Origin of the sequence: Bacillus sp. hwrm1 (assembly GCF_040207805.1) — a bacterium.
In the GTDB taxonomy this organism is placed as follows: domain Bacteria; phylum Bacillota; class Bacilli; order Bacillales; family Bacillaceae; genus Bacillus; species Bacillus velezensis.
This window is the reverse complement of the sequence record NZ_CP157943.1, coordinates 439219-455815: the sequence shown is the minus strand read 5'-3', so window position 1 is coordinate 455815 and position 16597 is coordinate 439219. Positions and strand designations below refer to the sequence as shown.

General features: G+C 46.4%; 16 protein-coding genes and 1 pseudogene. 3 read left to right on the top strand and 14 right to left on the bottom strand.

The genetic code is table 11. The features are described from left to right. Positions 1–48 precede the first annotated feature (48 nt). On the bottom strand, positions 49–591 hold the full coding sequence (locus ABK447_RS02400) for a T6SS immunity protein Tdi1 domain-containing protein (protein WP_012118623.1): 543 nt from the start codon (positions 589–591) through the stop codon (positions 49–51). After that, positions 592–1215 carry a polymorphic toxin type 15 domain-containing protein gene (locus ABK447_RS02395; RefSeq protein ID WP_077411092.1) on the bottom strand — a complete coding sequence of 208 codons (624 nt, stop codon included), beginning with the start codon at positions 1213–1215 and terminating at the stop codon, positions 592–594. It abuts the gene before it with no gap. Between ABK447_RS02395 and ABK447_RS02390 the strand changes: the two are divergent. Next, positions 1207–1821: pseudogene (locus tag ABK447_RS02390) on the top strand (IS3 family transposase); the annotation flags it as partial. The gene ABK447_RS02395 and the pseudogene ABK447_RS02390 sit on opposite strands and share 9 nt — an antisense overlap. Before the next feature lie 63 nt (positions 1822–1884). On the opposite strand, the gene ABK447_RS02385 reads toward ABK447_RS02390, so the two are convergent. The 10 genes from ABK447_RS02385 to ABK447_RS02340 form a co-directional block, all read right to left on the bottom strand. Then, positions 1885–2394, bottom strand: coding sequence for a hypothetical protein (locus tag ABK447_RS02385; protein WP_015418379.1), 510 nt, complete (start codon positions 2392–2394; stop codon positions 1885–1887). A 20-nt stretch (positions 2395–2414) separates the two neighbouring features. Next, on the bottom strand, positions 2415–4151 hold the full coding sequence (locus ABK447_RS02380) for a ribonuclease YeeF family protein (protein ID WP_094031346.1): 1737 nt from the start codon (positions 4149–4151) through the stop codon (positions 2415–2417). A 19-nt stretch (positions 4152–4170) separates the two neighbouring features. After that, the gene (locus ABK447_RS02375; RefSeq protein WP_007614257.1) at positions 4171–4431 is read right to left on the bottom strand and encodes a YwqI/YxiC family protein; all 261 of its coding nucleotides are present in this window, start codon (positions 4429–4431) and stop codon (positions 4171–4173) included. Continuing rightward, a complete protein-coding gene (locus tag ABK447_RS02370) occupies positions 4431–4865 on the bottom strand; it encodes a DUF5082 family protein (protein ID WP_015418385.1) in 435 nt (144 codons plus the stop codon). The genes ABK447_RS02375 and ABK447_RS02370 overlap by 1 nt, the downstream gene beginning before the upstream one ends. Positions 4866–5145: 280 nt before the next feature. Next, positions 5146–5934 carry a YwqG family protein gene (locus ABK447_RS02365; RefSeq protein ID WP_094031347.1) on the bottom strand — a complete coding sequence of 263 codons (789 nt, stop codon included), beginning with the start codon at positions 5932–5934 and terminating at the stop codon, positions 5146–5148. Between the two features lie 63 nt (positions 5935–5997). Further along, entirely contained in the window at positions 5998–7323 is a 1326-nt protein-coding gene (locus ABK447_RS02360; protein WP_014419067.1) for a UDP-glucose/GDP-mannose dehydrogenase family protein, read from the bottom strand. A 199-nt stretch (positions 7324–7522) separates the two neighbouring features. Next, positions 7523–8287, bottom strand: coding sequence for a tyrosine-protein phosphatase (locus ABK447_RS02355; protein ID WP_015418388.1), 765 nt, complete (start codon positions 8285–8287; stop codon positions 7523–7525). Positions 8288–8332: 45 nt separating this feature from the next. Beyond that, positions 8333–9022, bottom strand: coding sequence for a CpsD/CapB family tyrosine-protein kinase (locus ABK447_RS02350; protein WP_012118633.1), 690 nt, complete (start codon positions 9020–9022; stop codon positions 8333–8335). Then, the gene (locus ABK447_RS02345) at positions 9009–9755 is read right to left on the bottom strand and encodes a YveK family protein (protein ID WP_015418390.1); all 747 of its coding nucleotides are present in this window, start codon (positions 9753–9755) and stop codon (positions 9009–9011) included. Before ABK447_RS02345 ends, ABK447_RS02350 begins: the two co-directional genes overlap by 14 nt. 215 nt (positions 9756–9970) lie before the next feature. Further along, positions 9971–10114 (bottom strand): hypothetical protein, encoded by a 144-nt coding sequence (locus ABK447_RS02340; protein ID WP_003151259.1) that lies wholly within the window; start codon positions 10112–10114, stop codon positions 9971–9973. Positions 10115–10317: 203 nt separating this feature from the next. On the opposite strand from ABK447_RS02340, the gene ABK447_RS02335 reads away from it, so the two are divergent. Together ABK447_RS02335 and ABK447_RS02330 are read left to right on the top strand one after the other, a co-directional pair. Continuing rightward, entirely contained in the window at positions 10318–11928 is a 1611-nt protein-coding gene (locus ABK447_RS02335) for an SWIM zinc finger family protein (RefSeq protein WP_094031348.1), read from the top strand. Continuing rightward, on the top strand, positions 11915–14689 hold the full coding sequence (locus tag ABK447_RS02330; protein ID WP_094031349.1) for a DEAD/DEAH box helicase: 2775 nt from the start codon (positions 11915–11917) through the stop codon (positions 14687–14689). Before ABK447_RS02335 ends, ABK447_RS02330 begins: the two co-directional genes overlap by 14 nt. Before the next feature lie 112 nt (positions 14690–14801). Here the strand turns inward: ABK447_RS02330 and ABK447_RS02325 are convergent, their stop codons facing one another. Both ABK447_RS02325 and ABK447_RS02320 read right to left on the bottom strand, forming a co-directional pair. Then, a complete protein-coding gene (locus tag ABK447_RS02325) occupies positions 14802–15659 on the bottom strand; it encodes a Cof-type HAD-IIB family hydrolase (protein ID WP_094031350.1) in 858 nt (285 codons plus the stop codon). Further along, positions 15656–16438: a DeoR/GlpR family DNA-binding transcription regulator gene (locus ABK447_RS02320; RefSeq protein ID WP_003151250.1), complete on the bottom strand. Its 783-nt coding sequence runs from the start codon at positions 16436–16438 to the stop codon at positions 15656–15658. Before ABK447_RS02320 ends, ABK447_RS02325 begins: the two co-directional genes overlap by 4 nt. Positions 16439–16597 lie beyond the last annotated feature (159 nt).

The window sequence follows — 16597 nt, the reverse complement described above, 5'->3', positions numbered from 1 at the left end:
GCACTTGATGCCTTAAGTGCAAATCAAGTGCTTGTCTTAACACCAATCCTATTCAATTGGGCCCATAAATTCAGTAATAATAAGAATATGTTCTCTTAATTTTACCTTTTCTAGATTCTTTACTTTTTCAGATCCACCTAAACCTAGTAAAGGAGTGTATCCGAAACATTCGTCATAATCAGGTTTACCGTATATTCTACTAGCTTCAGGATAAGGTTCCCACATTAATTCATCATTCATAAAATCATTATCTTTTAAATCATCAAAAAAGAAATCAAATCCAGATGAAACAACATGAACATGCCCTTTTCTAAAATTTAATAAATTAACGTATTTATCTTTTTCCCATACTATAATATCACCCATTGAGGTGGTGAAAATAGGAATCGCTTGCTCGTACCTCATATAACATCTTTCTAAGATATCTAAATACTCGTCTGGGTTAATAACTTTTAAAAAACCGTTTAATAATGTTCCCAAACCATATTTATCCCATACTTCTATCAGTTCTGCAGGAAGTTTGTCTTTATATCTTAAAGTAATTCTTTCATCAACTGTATCGTATTTAATATAGTTCTCAAAGGTATCCAATTAAAATGCCCCCTTTTGATATTGGGTCAACTTTACATTCAAATAAGTATTCTTTATTTCTGCAGGTGACATATTCTCTGCCGTTTTCCTAATTTGCTCATCAACAATATCAATTCTATATTTCCATTGTGATCCTAAGGAGGAATTAACTCTTTTATCCCCTAAACCACCAATACTGTCTGCCCTTCCTCCAGCTATTTGATCTGGATTGTGAAGCGCTGCTTGTGTGTCCATCCAATCTGAAGCTTGTTTAGTCGCATCAGCTCTTGAGAGTCCTTGCTTTCGTAGTTCAGCAATTTTATCTTTAAGCGCTTCTTGTCTAGCCATTTTTTGAGCAGAATTTCCTTCTATCGCTCTACCTTTAGCAATATATCTTTCTCTATTTTTCAAATATTCGTTAACTGTTAATTCGTTCATTCCTTTTTCTTGATTTTTTAGTTGTCTTGCAAATTCTTCAGGATCATGTTTTATATTTCTCTTAAAGTTCACTTCAATTTCACTTATTCTAGGTACATCATCTAAATGCCTTACATTACCCGTACCCTTGGTGCCTTTACCACTACCCGCCATCTTCACAATCCCAAGATCTTTCACAGCTTTGGTTTTCACATCAGCATGAATCATAAAACGGTTCAGCGCATTATGCAGAAGAATCAGTGGCAATGCCGGGTTAAGGTGAAAAAGCGCAAGAAGAATGGGCAGCCATATGCCGTGGCCGAGAATATATTAGATCGAAACTTTCAGTATGATCGCCCTCTGGAAAAGCTAGTAACGGATATCACATATTTGCCTTATGGACAGAAACAATTGTACCTTTCCAGTATATTAGATTTATACAATGGAGAAGTGATTGCTTTTACTATTGGGGATAAGCAGGACACAGCCTTTGTCTTACACACACTTGATCAGCTGCCCGCACTGCCAGAGAACTGTGTGTTACATAGTGACCAAGGTTCTGTGTATACATCTTACGAGTATCAAAAAGCTGTTAAAACAAAAGGCATTACCATGAGCATGTCCCGCAAAGGGACGCCCGCTGATAATGCCTCCATCGAATCGTTTCATTCCTCGCTAAAGTCTGAAACGTTCTATCTTAACAGCATTGATCGAACTACGACTGCCATCGTAGAACGCACTGTCATAGAATACATTCATTATTATAACAATATTCGTATTCAAACGAAACTAAACAGCCAATCGCCGATACAATATCGGCAATTGGCTGTATGAAGGTGTTTTGATCCCTGTCTCAAAAACAGGGGTCAGTCCCAATATAACTACTTGCTTTTTTAGTTAAATTTTATTACTAAAGTTAATTTCTTTTACAAGGATAGCTTCGTTTCCGTACTCTTCAATGTCGGCCTTTAGCCAACCGCTTTCCTCTTCTCTATATTTATGAAATCTAAGTGTCGCAAAACCTTCATCAATACTTATAATTACAACAAATTTATGCTCAGGAAATTTTTCTTTTAAATGTTGTTCCCAACCGTCTACTACCTGAAACGCATAAAGTGAAATCTCTTCATCAGACAAATCACTGCAGTCTAAATAATCGTTTATGCGGAGCTCATTACACGATGCTTCATACCCCGTTTTATCCCCGTACATTTTCAAAATTCTATTCCAATTTATCGTTGTATTATCAGTTAACTCATACTCTAGATCTAGAATATAGCAATCGTCTACTTTAACTATATTAGGTGAAATAATATCCTTTAATTTAGATAGGTCAACTTTATTTGCATTACTCCGATCTTCAAGTCGTTCTTTTAGTCTTTTCATATTTTTATTTGTATATTCCATATATAATCTTCACTCCTATACTAAAATACAGGATCCTCACCTAAAAATTTCAATCCCTTATTTATAGCTTTCTGAACACTCTTGTCTTTAAGTACTTTTTGAATTTTGCTAGGTGCATCTTCACCTGTTTTTTGGTCATAAAACTTTTTTGTTTCTACATCAAAATACCATTTTTTATTATTTGGCTCGTGATAGTGAATTTGACCTTCTCTTTGCCCTGGATTTGGGTTTTCAATGTCTATTCTTTCTGTCTTCCCATTTTGCCATGTTGTCTTACTTGCAATTTGAGTTCCATTTTGACCGAAAAGTTTCTTACTATTCCCGCTACCACTACCCGCCATCTTCACAACCCCAAGATCTTTCACAGCAGTCGTTTTCACATCAGCATGAATGATTGGGAAAGTTGCGCCATCCGGTGTGACAGTCTTGTGGACACGAATTTTTACATTCGTCGGGACTTTGAATTCTTTTACTTGGTCTAGAATCTTTTTCCCTTTTTCAACTTTTGATGCTTGTGGCGATTTTGCAAGCGGTATGCCTTTGTTTACATGCTTCGCCAATGCACCGGCTCCAACCAAACTCAGCGCAGCTTCCAGCGCCCCTTGCTTCCGCTTCTCCTCGGACACTTTGTTTCCGAACATATCCCTGCCTGTGACGGCTTCTGTGAATCCGTTTGAGGCGACAAGGCCGTATGCGCCCATTTCTGTCATTTTGAGAATGTCTAAGGATTTTCCGGTTTTATAGGCATCTAAAGCATGTTCTGCGGCAATGACGGTTTTTCCGGTTTTGTAAATGGCTTTTCCGCCTTTGAAAGCGCGGCCCGCCCAGCCGACGACCGGTATGAATCCGGCGGCGGCCATCGCTCCTGCTGTGACGCGTTCTGCGGTGGAGAGCTTTTCTCCGGTCACCGGATCAACGCCTTCGGCTGCTCTTTTATAATCATAATAGCCGGTGACTTCGCCGGTAAAGTTGCAGATGCCGTCCCATGTTTTTTCGTACCATGGTTTATTGGCTTCTTCTTCAGCCTTTTCCTGAAGCCGTCTTGCTTCAGCCTGCTGGGCTTTTGCGTCAATATAGTCCGTTCCCTGTTTTTCTGTCGCCGTGACGCTTTTGTAGATTTCATTGCTGTGAAAGGCTTTTTTGTCATAGTACATAGGGGATGCGCTTTTCCCGTTGCTGGTGGCCTGCATGAGAACAGAATATTTGCTGAGCACGGCGTTGTCCAGAGATTCTAAGTTTTGATATTCAGCAGTCAGGGATTCATCAAGCGTATCGACTGCCGTGATCGTGTCACGTCTGGTTTTCTGGGCATCGCCCATTTTATCAGCGTAATCATCCAGCGTATATGTGTCGAGATGAATAATATCGCTGATGCCTGACAAAATTGAATCGATTTCTGCTTTATGAGCGGAGACAATCTCTGAAGCTTTCAAATCCGCGTTGGGCAGCTCATGCTCCAAAAATGAAGTCTCCACATATGTATCGCTGAGTTCTTGATCTTTAATGTCACCTGAAATGCCATTTAAAAACGCAATTTGAGCAGAGACAAGCGTCAGCCAGCTGTCGGCGATTTCCGCTTGTCCCTGAAAAAAATCTTTTATATTGTCTGCGCCTTTCCCTTTCAAAGCATCACCCAGATCGGCCACGCCTTGAAAGGCTTGTTTGAGCGCACGCAGCTGCTCTTCAAGGGCTTCGTATTGTTTCTTTCTCTTATCTGCTTCGTCCGTTAACGATTGTGATTCAAACACTTTGCTCATCGGCAAGTCCTTTCTTTCGTTATTTTACGGCGATCGCCTCGTCCTGTTCTTTCAAAGAATCTACGTTGTCTTTAACGTCCGCGATATTCTTATGAACGGCCTGCTTGTATTCGCTGATCATCGATACAAGCTTTGCTTCGCGGGATTGGTACTTGGAGGTATAGTCGAGCTTGTTTTTTCCGTTTGAACCGGCGTTCCCGATCGAAACGGCCTCCAAAGCGCTGCTGACGGATTCAAGCTGCTTCATGACAGCTCCGTATTTGAGTTTTATTTCTGCCATTAAAACCAACTCCAGCTTTTTTTGATTGATTGTATTTTTTCTCCGACCGTGTCAAGGGCTTCTTCTCCCAGCGTCAGCAGGTGCTCTGCCTCTCTCGCGATGCTTCTGGCGGCAAGGAGCCCTCCTTTTTCAATTTCAAGCTGTGTCATCTTTAAGCCGATTCGGTAAATATAACCGTCGTATTTGTCTGTGACGATTCTGTATGCTTCTGTATGGGCCTGATCGCGCCGGTCATCAAATTCTTCAGCAAAAGTGCCGGTCCAATGATGATCCAGGTGCGGCCTGAGGATGTCCCTGATTTCAGATACGCCCTCTTCCTGCAGAGATTCTATCTCTCTTTTCGCTTCTTTTAATTTATCAATTTGGTGTTCAACCTCGCCCAGTTTATGGCTGATCGTGCTGTTAATATGGCTTAATGTGCTTGAATGGCTCATCTGTTTTCACCTCGTCTTACGCAAAAAGTCGTACAAAAAGCACAGACTTTTCCATACTATATTTCCATATATTATATTTTAAAATAGACAGAAAGCAGCTTAAATAGGTTAAATGGCTTATTTTCAACAGCCGAGATGCTCATCATTAACGCCAAAAGACTCACATAAACGGCATATCCATTCATCGATCTCCTCTATGTATCCATGATAAATTCCCTAAAAAAAAGGAGACAGTGATTAACCGTCTCCTTTGCCTTGTATCATGATCATCATAATGTCGTTAACTGCAGTCCCAGTTGTACAAAACGTTTGAGAAATCTTTTCTCTTCAAATCTTCCGGTCTGATAAAGAAATTGGCGATTCCCACATCTCCCCACATCGAATCAATGTCATCATCTGAATCAATTTGCAAAAGCAGAATCGTATGGTTTTGATGGGAGTAAGACCGCGGATCTTCCTGGGTGAAGGACGCATAGCCGCCGATTTTATGGCCGAATGCGTTCGCCGTATATTCGTCATACACCTCATCGTCAAACTGCTCGAAATAGTCAAAGGCATCCATCCCGGCATACTGCCTGAATTGAAAATCAGACGGGAGCACCCATTCAGCAGACAGCTCAGGGGTGATCAGCGCTTCTGATTGAATCGGAAAATCGTACTCCTCTTCAACCTGAACGAAAGAAAAATCATCCATGAGCTCCGCTTCTTCTGCTGTCACATGTTCAAAATATTTGACGCAGAAACCCGTTTGCACGCACCCGTCGTCAAAATTCAGACCGTATACGTCATCACTGACCGATATGTAAAACTGAAGAATGCCGGTGTCCGGAAAATCAGGGAGTCCGGGCATATCCGCAAAATTGATTTGAGCGAGAAGCTTCATCGGCCTGCCGCTTTCATCTTTAGGATATGGTTCATGTTTCGGAAAATAGGGGTCTCCTGCAATTTTACTGTCATACCGTCCCGTTTCAGCTTTTTTGACGTGCAGTTTGATAAAAGGCCGTGCTGACGTTTCCAGCAGACCGCGGGATGATTCCATTTGCTTCGGCAATTTCCATGTGTTTTCCACGATTAATATCCCCTTCGTCTCTAATGATTGTATGATAAAAGGCCGGCGCGGTCCGCCGGCCTTTCAAGTGACAGAATCAGTCTGAGGCACGACGGCTCTTCTTCCGATTGAGATATATTCCACGCCCGCCTGTTCCGCTTCCTCAAGCGAGTGGCAGTTTCTCCCGTCGAAAATAACCGGGGTTTCCATCAGCTCTTTGTACGCTTCAAGCGGGAAGTGTTTAATTTGTTCCCAATCTGTCAGAATCAGGACGGCATCCGCTCCCCTGACGGCTTCTTCTATGGACTCCCGATAGGAAACCGCAGCCGGAAGCAGTCCGGAAGCCCGGAATGAAGCGATCGGATCGTACGCTGTCATCCGGGCGTCAAGAGCCGCCAGACGATCCGCAATGACAATGGACGGGGCATCCCGCATATCATCTGTATTCGGCTTAAAAGACAGCCCTAATAACGCGATGGTCTTCCCCGTCACACCGCCGAGCCTGTTCAGCACTTTATCAACCAGCATGGACTGCTGGTTATTGTTGACTTTAATGACGGACTTCAGCAATTCAAAATCATGCTCCACATGTCCCGCGATCTGCACGAGGGCGTTTGTATCCTTCGGAAAACAGGAACCGCCGTAACCGATGCCGGCTCTTAAGAATTGATTGCCGATCCGTTTATCCAATCCCATTCCGTGTGCGACTGATTCCACATCCGCACCGACTTTTTCACATATATGAGAAATTTCATTAATAAAACTGATTTTTGCCGCTAAAAATGCGTTTGACGCATATTTGATCATCTCAGCGCTTCTGATGTCCGTATGATATACCGGAATCGCAAGCGGCGCGAAAACCCGGTCAAGCGTTTCCCGCGTCTGCCGGTCTTCAGCCCCGATCACGATGCGGTCGCCGTGAAAGGTATCGTGAATCGCCGAACCTTCACGGAGAAATTCCGGATTCGAGGCGATTGAAATGTTCACGTCCGCTTTCAGCCGTGAATGAATAACTTCTCTGATCCTGTCATTCGTTCCCACGGGAACCGTGCTTTTTGTCACGACGATCGCATCTTTAGAAATATGTTCGGCAATCCGTTCGGCGACATTTTCAATATAAGTAAGGTTTGCGTGCCCGTCTTCTTTTTGCGGCGTTCCGACCGCTATAAAAATAACGTCCGCTTCCGCAAGCCCTTTTTCGTAGCTCGTTTCGAATGCCAGCCGATGCCGGCCGATATTTCGTTTCATCATATCTTCAAGGCCCGGTTCAAAGATAGGGGACAATCCCTTTCTCATCTGCTCAACCTTACGTTCGTCAATATCTATGCATGTTACGTCATGGCCGATTTCTGAAAGAGACACTCCTGTCACAAGACCGACGTAGCCTGTTCCGATCACTGTTATTTTCATCGTGTTCCCCCAACCGTTTAGAAATTGCTGCTGGGCAGCTTACCGTTATTATCATATGATCCCGGCGCCGGCTGAATGCCGGAAGCCTGAGGTCATGATAGGAAAAAACGGCGCCGGCCGCTGATAATAGCATAAGCATAAAAGAATCATCTTGCAAAACAGCCGCTTACGCTTCATTTAAACGGGATGGAGACGACGATTAAAAAAGACCCCAGCGCTTACGGCGGGCCACAGGCAGCGGAGGTTCCTTATAAACGGCTTTGTTTTCAGCGAGAAGCGCCGCATTTTCCGTGAGCATGTAAATAAGCTCCGCCCCTGCTTCTTTTTTCAGAACGCCGAGCGCCTCCTGATAATAAAAATTTCTCGGGCCGAGATTATGGGCGTCAGATGCGAGAAAGTGAATCAAATTCGCTTCCATCAGCTGCAGCGAAAAGGATTTCGCTTTCCGCCCGAATGCTCCGGCAATGCAGCCGGCCGTCACTTGGGCGGCCGCGCCTTTCTTCACAAGATTGTATAGAACGGAAGGGTTTTCGCGAATTTCCCTGTTCCGCTCCGGATGGGCGATGACGGGGACATATCCGTTCAGCTGCAGTTCATAAAACAGCCTTTCAGCGTAGGCCGGGACATGATCCGCCGGAAATTCCGCCAGCACATACTTTGTATTATGGAGCGGGACAAGCGAGCCGCTTTGAAGACCTGCCAGCAGATCTCCGTCTATTCTGATTTCCTGGCCGGGCAGAACAGTCAGCGGAATGCCTTCCTTATTCAAACGTTTGTTTAACAGACTGACCGCTTCGTTGACCGTATGCCGGTCCGTGTCATAGCGGTATTTCACATGATGCGGCGTCGCGATGATCGTATCAATCCCCTGTCTGACCGCTTCTCTCGCCATCTTCAGGCTTTCTGTATCATCCGCCGCGCCGTCGTCTATGGAAGGAAGGATGTGACAATGGATATCTATCATATTTCAATCCCTCCTTAAAAAGAATGGACCGCGCCCATTATGACATTATTGTCCGTAATAGGCGTAGTCCGAATGTTTCGTTTGTTTCTTCCCGTTCATCACGGCCCCAAGGAGCTTGCACGGGCAGTAATCGAGCGCTTCTTTCGCCTTGGCCGCTTTTTCCTTGTCCGTTTTCCCGCTTGAGATCACCATAATGGCCCCGTCAGTGTAGCTGCCTAATATTTTCGTATCGGCTACGGCCAAGACGGGAGGCGTATCCAAAATCACCTTATCATAAACTTCGGCGGCTTCTGACAGAAGATCTTTCATGGCACCCGTCGATAAAAGCTCCGCCGGATTAGGCGGGATCGGCCCGCTCGTTAAAATATCCAGGTTTGCTTCATCAGCCGGCAGGACGGCTTTCTGAAACGGCATCTGTTTTAACAGCAGCGACGTTAATCCGGTTCCGTTATCCAATTTGAAGGTGAAATGAACCGTCGGTTTGCGCAGATCCGCATCAATTAAAAGCACTTTTTTCCCCTGCTGTGCAAATACGACGGCAAGGTTGGCCGCGGTTGTCGATTTTCCTTCTTCCGGACCGGCGGATGTGATCAAAAGGGACTTCACCTCCGTATCAACGGAAGAAAATTCAATGTTTGTGCGGATCGTGCGATATTGTTCTGAGTTGATGGATTTCGGCTCAGACATCGCAATCACGCTTCGTTTTCCGGGTTTGTCTTTTTTACGCGTCAACATGTCCGCCCCCCGCTTGTTTGGTTTCCGCCATCCTCAAGTTTTTGGCAACGCTGTCTTTAGTACTGATTGAAGTAACCGTTCCCAGGATCGGGATGCCGAGCAGCGATTCCAGCTGTTCTTCCGATTTGATCGTATTATCCAGATGTTCCAGCAAAAAGGCGAGACCGATTCCGCCCAAAAGTCCGGCGGCAAACGCAATCGCGATGTTCAGCTTACGGTTAGGCTCTGCCGGTGACTGGCTGTCCGCCGCTTCGGCCTTTGAAAGGATGCTGACATTATCCACGTTCATGATGGCCGTAATCTTGTCCTGAAAAACGGCTGCAACCGCATTTGCCATAACGGCCGCCCGCTTAGCATCCGTATCCCGCACGGCAATCGTCACGACTTGTGAATCCTGCTCGCTGGACACCGTGATTTTCGATTCCAGCTCTTTCGAAGTCATGGACAGATGCAGCTGTTTAATCACCTCATCGAGGATGACCGGACTTTTGATGATGACATTATACGTGTTGATTAATTGGAGGTTGGTTTGAACGTCATTGAATTGGACTTCTTTTTGATTGTTTTTGGATTGGCTGACCAAAATTTGAGTTGAGTTTTCATAGACCGGCGTAAGAGCGAAGAAACTGATGAGTCCGCCTGCGGCAGTTGCCGCCGCGGTAATAATAAGTATAAACAGCAGACGCTTTCTCAGTATTGCGAATATTTCCTTTATGCTTGTAGATTCTCCCATATAACCTCCATATCACTTTCCGCGTATTCCCATTCCCTCCAATGATCTTTTCCAATTACGATTATACAGCTTTAAACTGTCATTTCTAACCTTTTCAAATGACAAAATTCGACAAAAATAGACAATCACTTCAATCTGTTTTATTTTTGTAAGCGCTTTAAATACTGGTGTCACAGGAAGATTAAAAAATCCCGCGGCAAAGAGCCTGCGGGATTTTATGTTGCATATCCATTTTTAATATAAGAAATCAAATTCTCAAGCATTTCTTTTGTGGTCATCTCAGAGGACTGCTCACCAATGTCGTGCGCATGCATTAAAATCTTCAGAAACTCCTCTTGATCTAACTTCGTTTTCTTCATCATTCGTTTCCTTTCGGCTTCCATTAAATTGAAAACAAGATTATTATATGCTGTCGGGTGCTGTTTTGCAATCTCTAATACATCATTCGACACATTCGGGTTTTTATGTCCTTTTTTAGGAAAAACTTTTTCCGGGCCATGTGTTGCGATATAATAGAGGAATTGGAATCTTTTTATTTTGTGACTCGTTAGGAGCGATAATCATGCTTCAGGATATGATTGCTAAAGAAGATGTGCTCGCAGCGGCTGAACAGCTTAAAGAACTTCTTCCTTACAATGAAGACAATGTTCAGCTGATGAAGAAAGCACTCATTTTATATCGGCAGGATTCCGTCTATCGTATACAGGTTCAAACCCCGACAGAGATTTCCGCATATGTGCAGGATGTTGTGCCTGTAAGGGTCACGCTGAACTTATTTTTCATGGTGAAAAGCGGCTGCGCATGCCCGTCTGAGGCGATCTGCCGCCACGTGCTGGCCGTTTTTCTTTACGTATATGCCCAATTCGAGCGGGTCGGTACCTTTACCGAACATTGGCTGGAAAGAGAAAAGCTTGAGGAAAGCAGGGAGCTTGTCCGCCGGCAGTTTCAGGAAAAAGTGCTGCCGAATGAAGAGTCGCTGTCAAGCTGGCTCGCTTTTTTTGATTCGGAATTCTCGCTGTGGGAGGCGCGGACGCCGGTCGGAAGCCAGACGATGCAGGGCCTTTATTACGGCTATCTGTCAGCGCTCAAAAAACACGCCCCGAAAAAACCCGAGCTTAAAAGCTTATATCAGATTCATTCGGCGCTTGCCGTCTGGCTTCACATGTTCACTTTGATTGAGTCAGGCAGATTGGATGCCGAAAAAGATTATTACAGCATCAATCCATACGTGGAACAGCTGATGGATACGATTTATTCCTCCATTGACAGACTGAAAACGTACGCTTTGTCTTTTTCACTCGATCCCTTTTTAGACCGGACGCCCCCGGTGCTCCGCAGACTGCTTGTGAAAGAAGAGCTTTTTCAATACGAACGCCTCCGGGTATTCGGTGAAATGTGGAGCGCGCTTTTGAACCGGCCGAAATGGGTTGCGCGTGAACAGGAGATTCTCGCACAGGAAAGCGGGCGCCGTTTTTCGCCGGAAGTGCGGTTCGGACGGCTTCATCTGGCCTTTTTGCAAAAAGATGATGAAGCGGTCTTCCAAGATATGTCCCGCTTCCCTCCTGAAGCGCTGCCGTATACCTTTCAATGGCTCGGTGAACTCACCGCGAAAAAAGACTGGAAACGGCTGAAAGCATGGTATGGCCGGATCGAGCCGCTTGCCGTGAACTATACGAAGCTTGATAAGCCGTTTAAAGAAATGCGCGACATCATTGGAGAGCTGTTTGCGCTATTGGCGGATTATGCGCGGCACTCACGGGATGATCAGCTGTTTGAACGGTTTGCTTCCGGCTGCCTTCCCTATACCTTTACCGAATACAGCCAGTACCTGTACGAAAAACGGCGGTACGCGGAGTGGGTGGAGATTCACAGCCTCGTCGGTTTTTCCGTCTGGGAAATCGAAAAGGACATCCTGAAGGAAATTGCCGCCAGTGATCCGGAAGCGCTCATCCCCTCCTATCACCGGGCGGCGGCCTTTTTTATCGACCAAAAAAACCGCAGCGCCTATAAAGAGGCTGCGCGCCATCTGAAAAAACTGCGGACGCTTTATAAAAAGGCAAAAAAACAGCAGGTATGGGAGCGGTATATCAGCCGGCTGAGCGCAAGTTACAAGAGGCTGCGCGCCCTTCAAGAAGAATTGCAGAAAGGAAAGTTGATTGATGGCGAGTCTTAAGGAAATTTTCATTCATGTAGAACAAATGGAAGATTGGACATTTACGCTGTCAAGCCATGATGAGAAGGAGCAGCCGCTTACTCTCAGTCAGATGAAGACTCATTTGTTCCAATGGCATGAGTCCACCTTTTACGGAACGTTTCTTGAAGACGTCAGCTTCATCGGCACCCCGGCCGTTCTGCTCAGCCCGTGGATGACCGTCGAGCTGCTCGGAAAAAACTCGTTCAATTCATTCAGCACCGTGCAGCTGACAAAGGAAACGGAACCGTTAATCGAAGCGGCTTCGACGATATTCGAATTTATTGCCGACGGCGATTTTCTTCCGGATTATGAGGCTTGGCAAAATGGCGTCCTGCGCTTCAAAGACCGCGAGCTTTTGCTGGAAGGCTTTACGGCAGACTGGTTCTCAGCCGCGGTCCAGGACTACATTCAGTACAATGATGACCTGCTGGAAAAATGGCGGCAGATCGAAACCCGCTCGCCGGCCGTTCATACGTTTAAAGGCTCCTTTTTGGATGAAGATGATTTTCTGGAGGGAATCGGCTGGCATGACGATCTGACGCCGTTTACCGTCGGGCTCCGATTAAACGAGCCTGATTTCGACGGTGACGACTGGAAAATCGAAATGTTTTTACGTGAGAAAAAAACCGGCTCCATCACCTTTTTTGACGGACTGAAGGGACTGAAAAAAGCGTGGCAGGCATACAGCGGAAAAATCGCGCGCGAACAGGACCGCTTCCGCAGAACGGTTCCCTGGCTTTCGTTTGATTCAGGAACGACGCTGATTTCTGAAGAAGAGGCTTGGATCTTCTTATCGGAAGCGAGTGAGACGCTTGTCGATATGGGTGTGGAGATTCTTCTCCCATCATGGTGGCAGATTGTCCGGGACAGCAATATGATGCTCAAGGCGAAAGTGTCATCCTCACCGCGGGGCGAGTCCTTCGTCGGCATGAACGCTCTGCTTGATTTCAACTGGAGATTCGCCACAAACGGAATTGAGCTGACAGAGGATGAATTCAATGAGCTTGTCGCAAACAACAGACGTCTCGTCAACATCCGCGGCCAATGGGTGAAAATTGATCCTCAATTCATTAAACAAATGAAAAAACTGATGGAAAAAGCGGAATCTGAGGGCCTCCACATGTCCGACGTGCTGGCGCGCGAACTGATGGATCACGGGGAAAACGGTGCCGAGGACACGGACATCATTGACTCATCGGCATTTGCCGGGATCAAGATCGAATTATCAAAGCAGCTCAGAAGCCTGATCCGCAAACTGACGGAAGCCCGGGATCTGCCGGAGCATGAAGTCAGCGCCGCGTTTCAGGGCCAGCTCCGCCCTTATCAGATGTATGGCATGAACTGGCTTCTGTTTTTACGGGAAAACGGCTTCGGCGCCTGTCTCGCAGATGACATGGGACTTGGAAAGACGATTCAGATGATCGCTTATTTTCTCCATGTGAAGGAAAGCGGCCGGCAAAAAGCGCCTGCCTTAATCATTGCGCCGACATCTGTGCTCGGCAACTGGCAGCGTGAGCTCCAGACCTTCGCGCCGCAGCTGAAGGCCGTGCTTCATTACGGCCCCCGCCGGCCGAAGGGGGAAGCATTTGTCCCGGCCTATCAGGACGCGGATGTCGTTCTTACTTCTTACGGCCTGTCGCACGCCGATCAGGAAGAGCTTTCTTCCGTGACATGGAGCACCATCTGCCTTGATGAAGCGCAAAATATTAAAAACGCGCATACGAAGCAGTCCCGCGCGATCAGAAAGCTGAAAGGCGTCCATCATATCGCGCTGAGCGGAACACCGATGGAAAACCGCCTGACAGAGCTTTGGTCGATCTTTGATTTTATGAACAAAGGCTATCTCGGCAGTCTGACCGGCTTTCATAAACGCTATGTGCTGCCGATTGAAAAAGACCGTGACGAAAAAAGAATCAACCAGCTTCAGCAGTTAATCCGGCCGTTTTTACTGCGCCGGACAAAGCGGGATGAAGAAGTGGCGCTTAATCTTCCTGACAAGCTGGAACAAAAAGAGTTTATCCCGCTCTCAGCCGAACAGGCATCCCTTTATGAACAGCTTGTCAAAGATACATTTGAACATATGGCTTCTCTGACCGGGATGCAGCGGAAAGCGCTGATTCTGAGCATGCTCGGCCGCTTGAAGCAAATATGCGACCATCCTGCGCTCTATTTGAAGGAAGAACAGACAGAGCTGTTAAACGGGAGATCCGTCAAACTGGAAAAGCTGCTTGATTTAATGGCGGTGATCCGCGGACAAGGGGAAAGCTGCCTCATTTTCACCCAATACATTCAGATGGGCAATATGATGAAGCGCCTCCTGGAAAAAACATTCGGAGAACCGGTTCAGTTTTTAAACGGAAGCCTGTCCAAGCAGGAACGCGATTCTCTCGTCGAACGGTTCCAGAAGAAAGAATACCCGACGCTGATTTTGTCACTGAAAGCGGGCGGAACCGGCCTGAACCTGACGGCTGCCAATCATGTCATTCACTATGACAGATGGTGGAATCCGGCGGTGGAAAACCAGGCAACCGACCGCGCCTACCGAATCGGCCAGGAACGGTTCGTCCACGTTCACAAACTCATTACGACGGGAACGATTGAAGAAAAAATTGATGCCATGCTTGAAACGAAACAAACGCTGAACGATCAGATTATCCAAAGTGAAAATTGGATTACCGAGCTGTCATCCGCTGAGCTTGAAGAGCTATTCACCCTCAGCGCATCGGCGCAATCACATTAAACGCAAAAAGGCCGGCTCTCTCAGAAGAGCCGGTCTTTTATGTCGTCCTTACTGTTACGCCGCATTTGCCATGAATGCGTCACGCCAGTCATGAACAGTATCGCCATACCTTTCACAGTAAATTCCTGATCATATGCGCAACGCCGTTTTGATCATTTGTCAATGTAACGGCATCAGCGATCTCTTTAATATCTTCTCTCGCATTCCCCATCGCTATGCCTTTTCCGGCCGCCTGAAGCATTGAATAGTCATTTAAGCTGTCACCGACCGCGGCGGTTTCAGCCATCGGAATGCCGAGCTTTTGCGCCAGCCGTTTGAGCGCCTGCCCTTTAGAGGCGTTTCGAGACGCCAGTTCGAAGTTGTGGTCGGCAGAGCTGACAAGGGTGAGATCTTTCTGACCGCTGAATCGGTCCCAGCCCGCTTTCAGCTTCCGCTCATCAAACGAAAATCCGAGAATATTATAAAAATCCAGATGCTCTTCTTTCTCAAAGAGCTCACGGTATGAATGAATGTAAGCAAAGCCGGACTGGCTGTATTGCACTGAAGCCGCCTGTTCCAAAACGGAAAGATCGGCTTCAGGATTGGCGCTTTTCACCCGGTCCATTTCGATATCGAGCAGCTGCCTGCCGGTTTCAGGCGTATAGATGGCTTTGTTTGTAAACACCTCATAGTAATATTGATTCTCTTCAAGCCATGACAAAATCCCGCGGGCTCTTGTTTCTTCAATCGCATCACAGTGGTACAGGCTGCCGTCAGGAGCATAAATGGCGGCTCCGTTTGCGCTGATAATCCATGTTTTTATGCCGAGCGGTTCGAATATGGAGTGCACGTCAAAATGCGCGCGTCCCGTGGAAACCACGATTTCAATTCCCGCTTGCCGGGCTTCCCTTAAAGCCCGCTCATTTTCATCGCTTACTTGATGACTGCTGTTCAGCAGTGTGCCGTCCAGATCTATGGCAATCAGTTTCACATGTCCTCATCCTCTTCTTCAGATTCAGTTACAAGCAATTCTACGCCGTGCCGGTCGAGCAGATCGCAAAAATCCTGATCAGGCAGCCGATCGGTAATCAGCAGGTCAACCTCGTGCAGGTCTGCATACTGATAAAAACTCGTACGGCCAAGCTTGGAGTGATCGCTCAGCGCAATCACCTGTTCAGCCTGTCGGATCATTTTACGCTTTACCATGCCGTCTTCTTCATGCGGAATCGTCAGGCCGTTTTCCGAGATGCCGACAACGCCGATCAGCACCTTATCGGCGTGATAATCCCCCAGTTTTTCTACAACGGAAGCCCCGTATAAAAACCGGTGTTCCTTCTGGAGCTTTCCGCCGAGCAGGTGAATATCAATTCCCTCTTTTGCGGAAAGGATATCGGCCTGATTGATCGAATTTGTAATAACAGTGCAGCCGGTGACATTTAAATGCTCCGCGCAGGCCTGCACGGTTGTCGAAGTGTCCAGGATGATCCGGTCTCCTTTATGGATCAGGGATGCGGCCAGCTTGCCGATTTTGTTTTTCTCTTCAGAAACGGTTTTCAGCCGGCCCGAATAGCCCGGAACTTCCTGATTCACCGACGGCAGAATCGCGCCGCCCCGTGTTCTGATAATGGCCCCGCGCTCTTTCAGCTTTACAAGGTCCCTTCTTGCGGTATCTCTTGAAATATGAAGCAGCGAACATATCTGTTCAGCGGTGATCCGCCGATGCTGTTTCAAATATTCCATTATCGCAATCAGTCTTTCTTCTTGATACACGTCCTCATTCCCTTTTTCGTCACTTATCTGTAAGTAATTATAAGTTTTTATCCCAATATATTCAATGTTTTTAAGTATTCATAAGCGAAATCACTTCTTTTTAACCATTTTTTAGCTCCCGCACAAAAAAACCAGTCTTTCGACTGGCGAGTGGGAAGG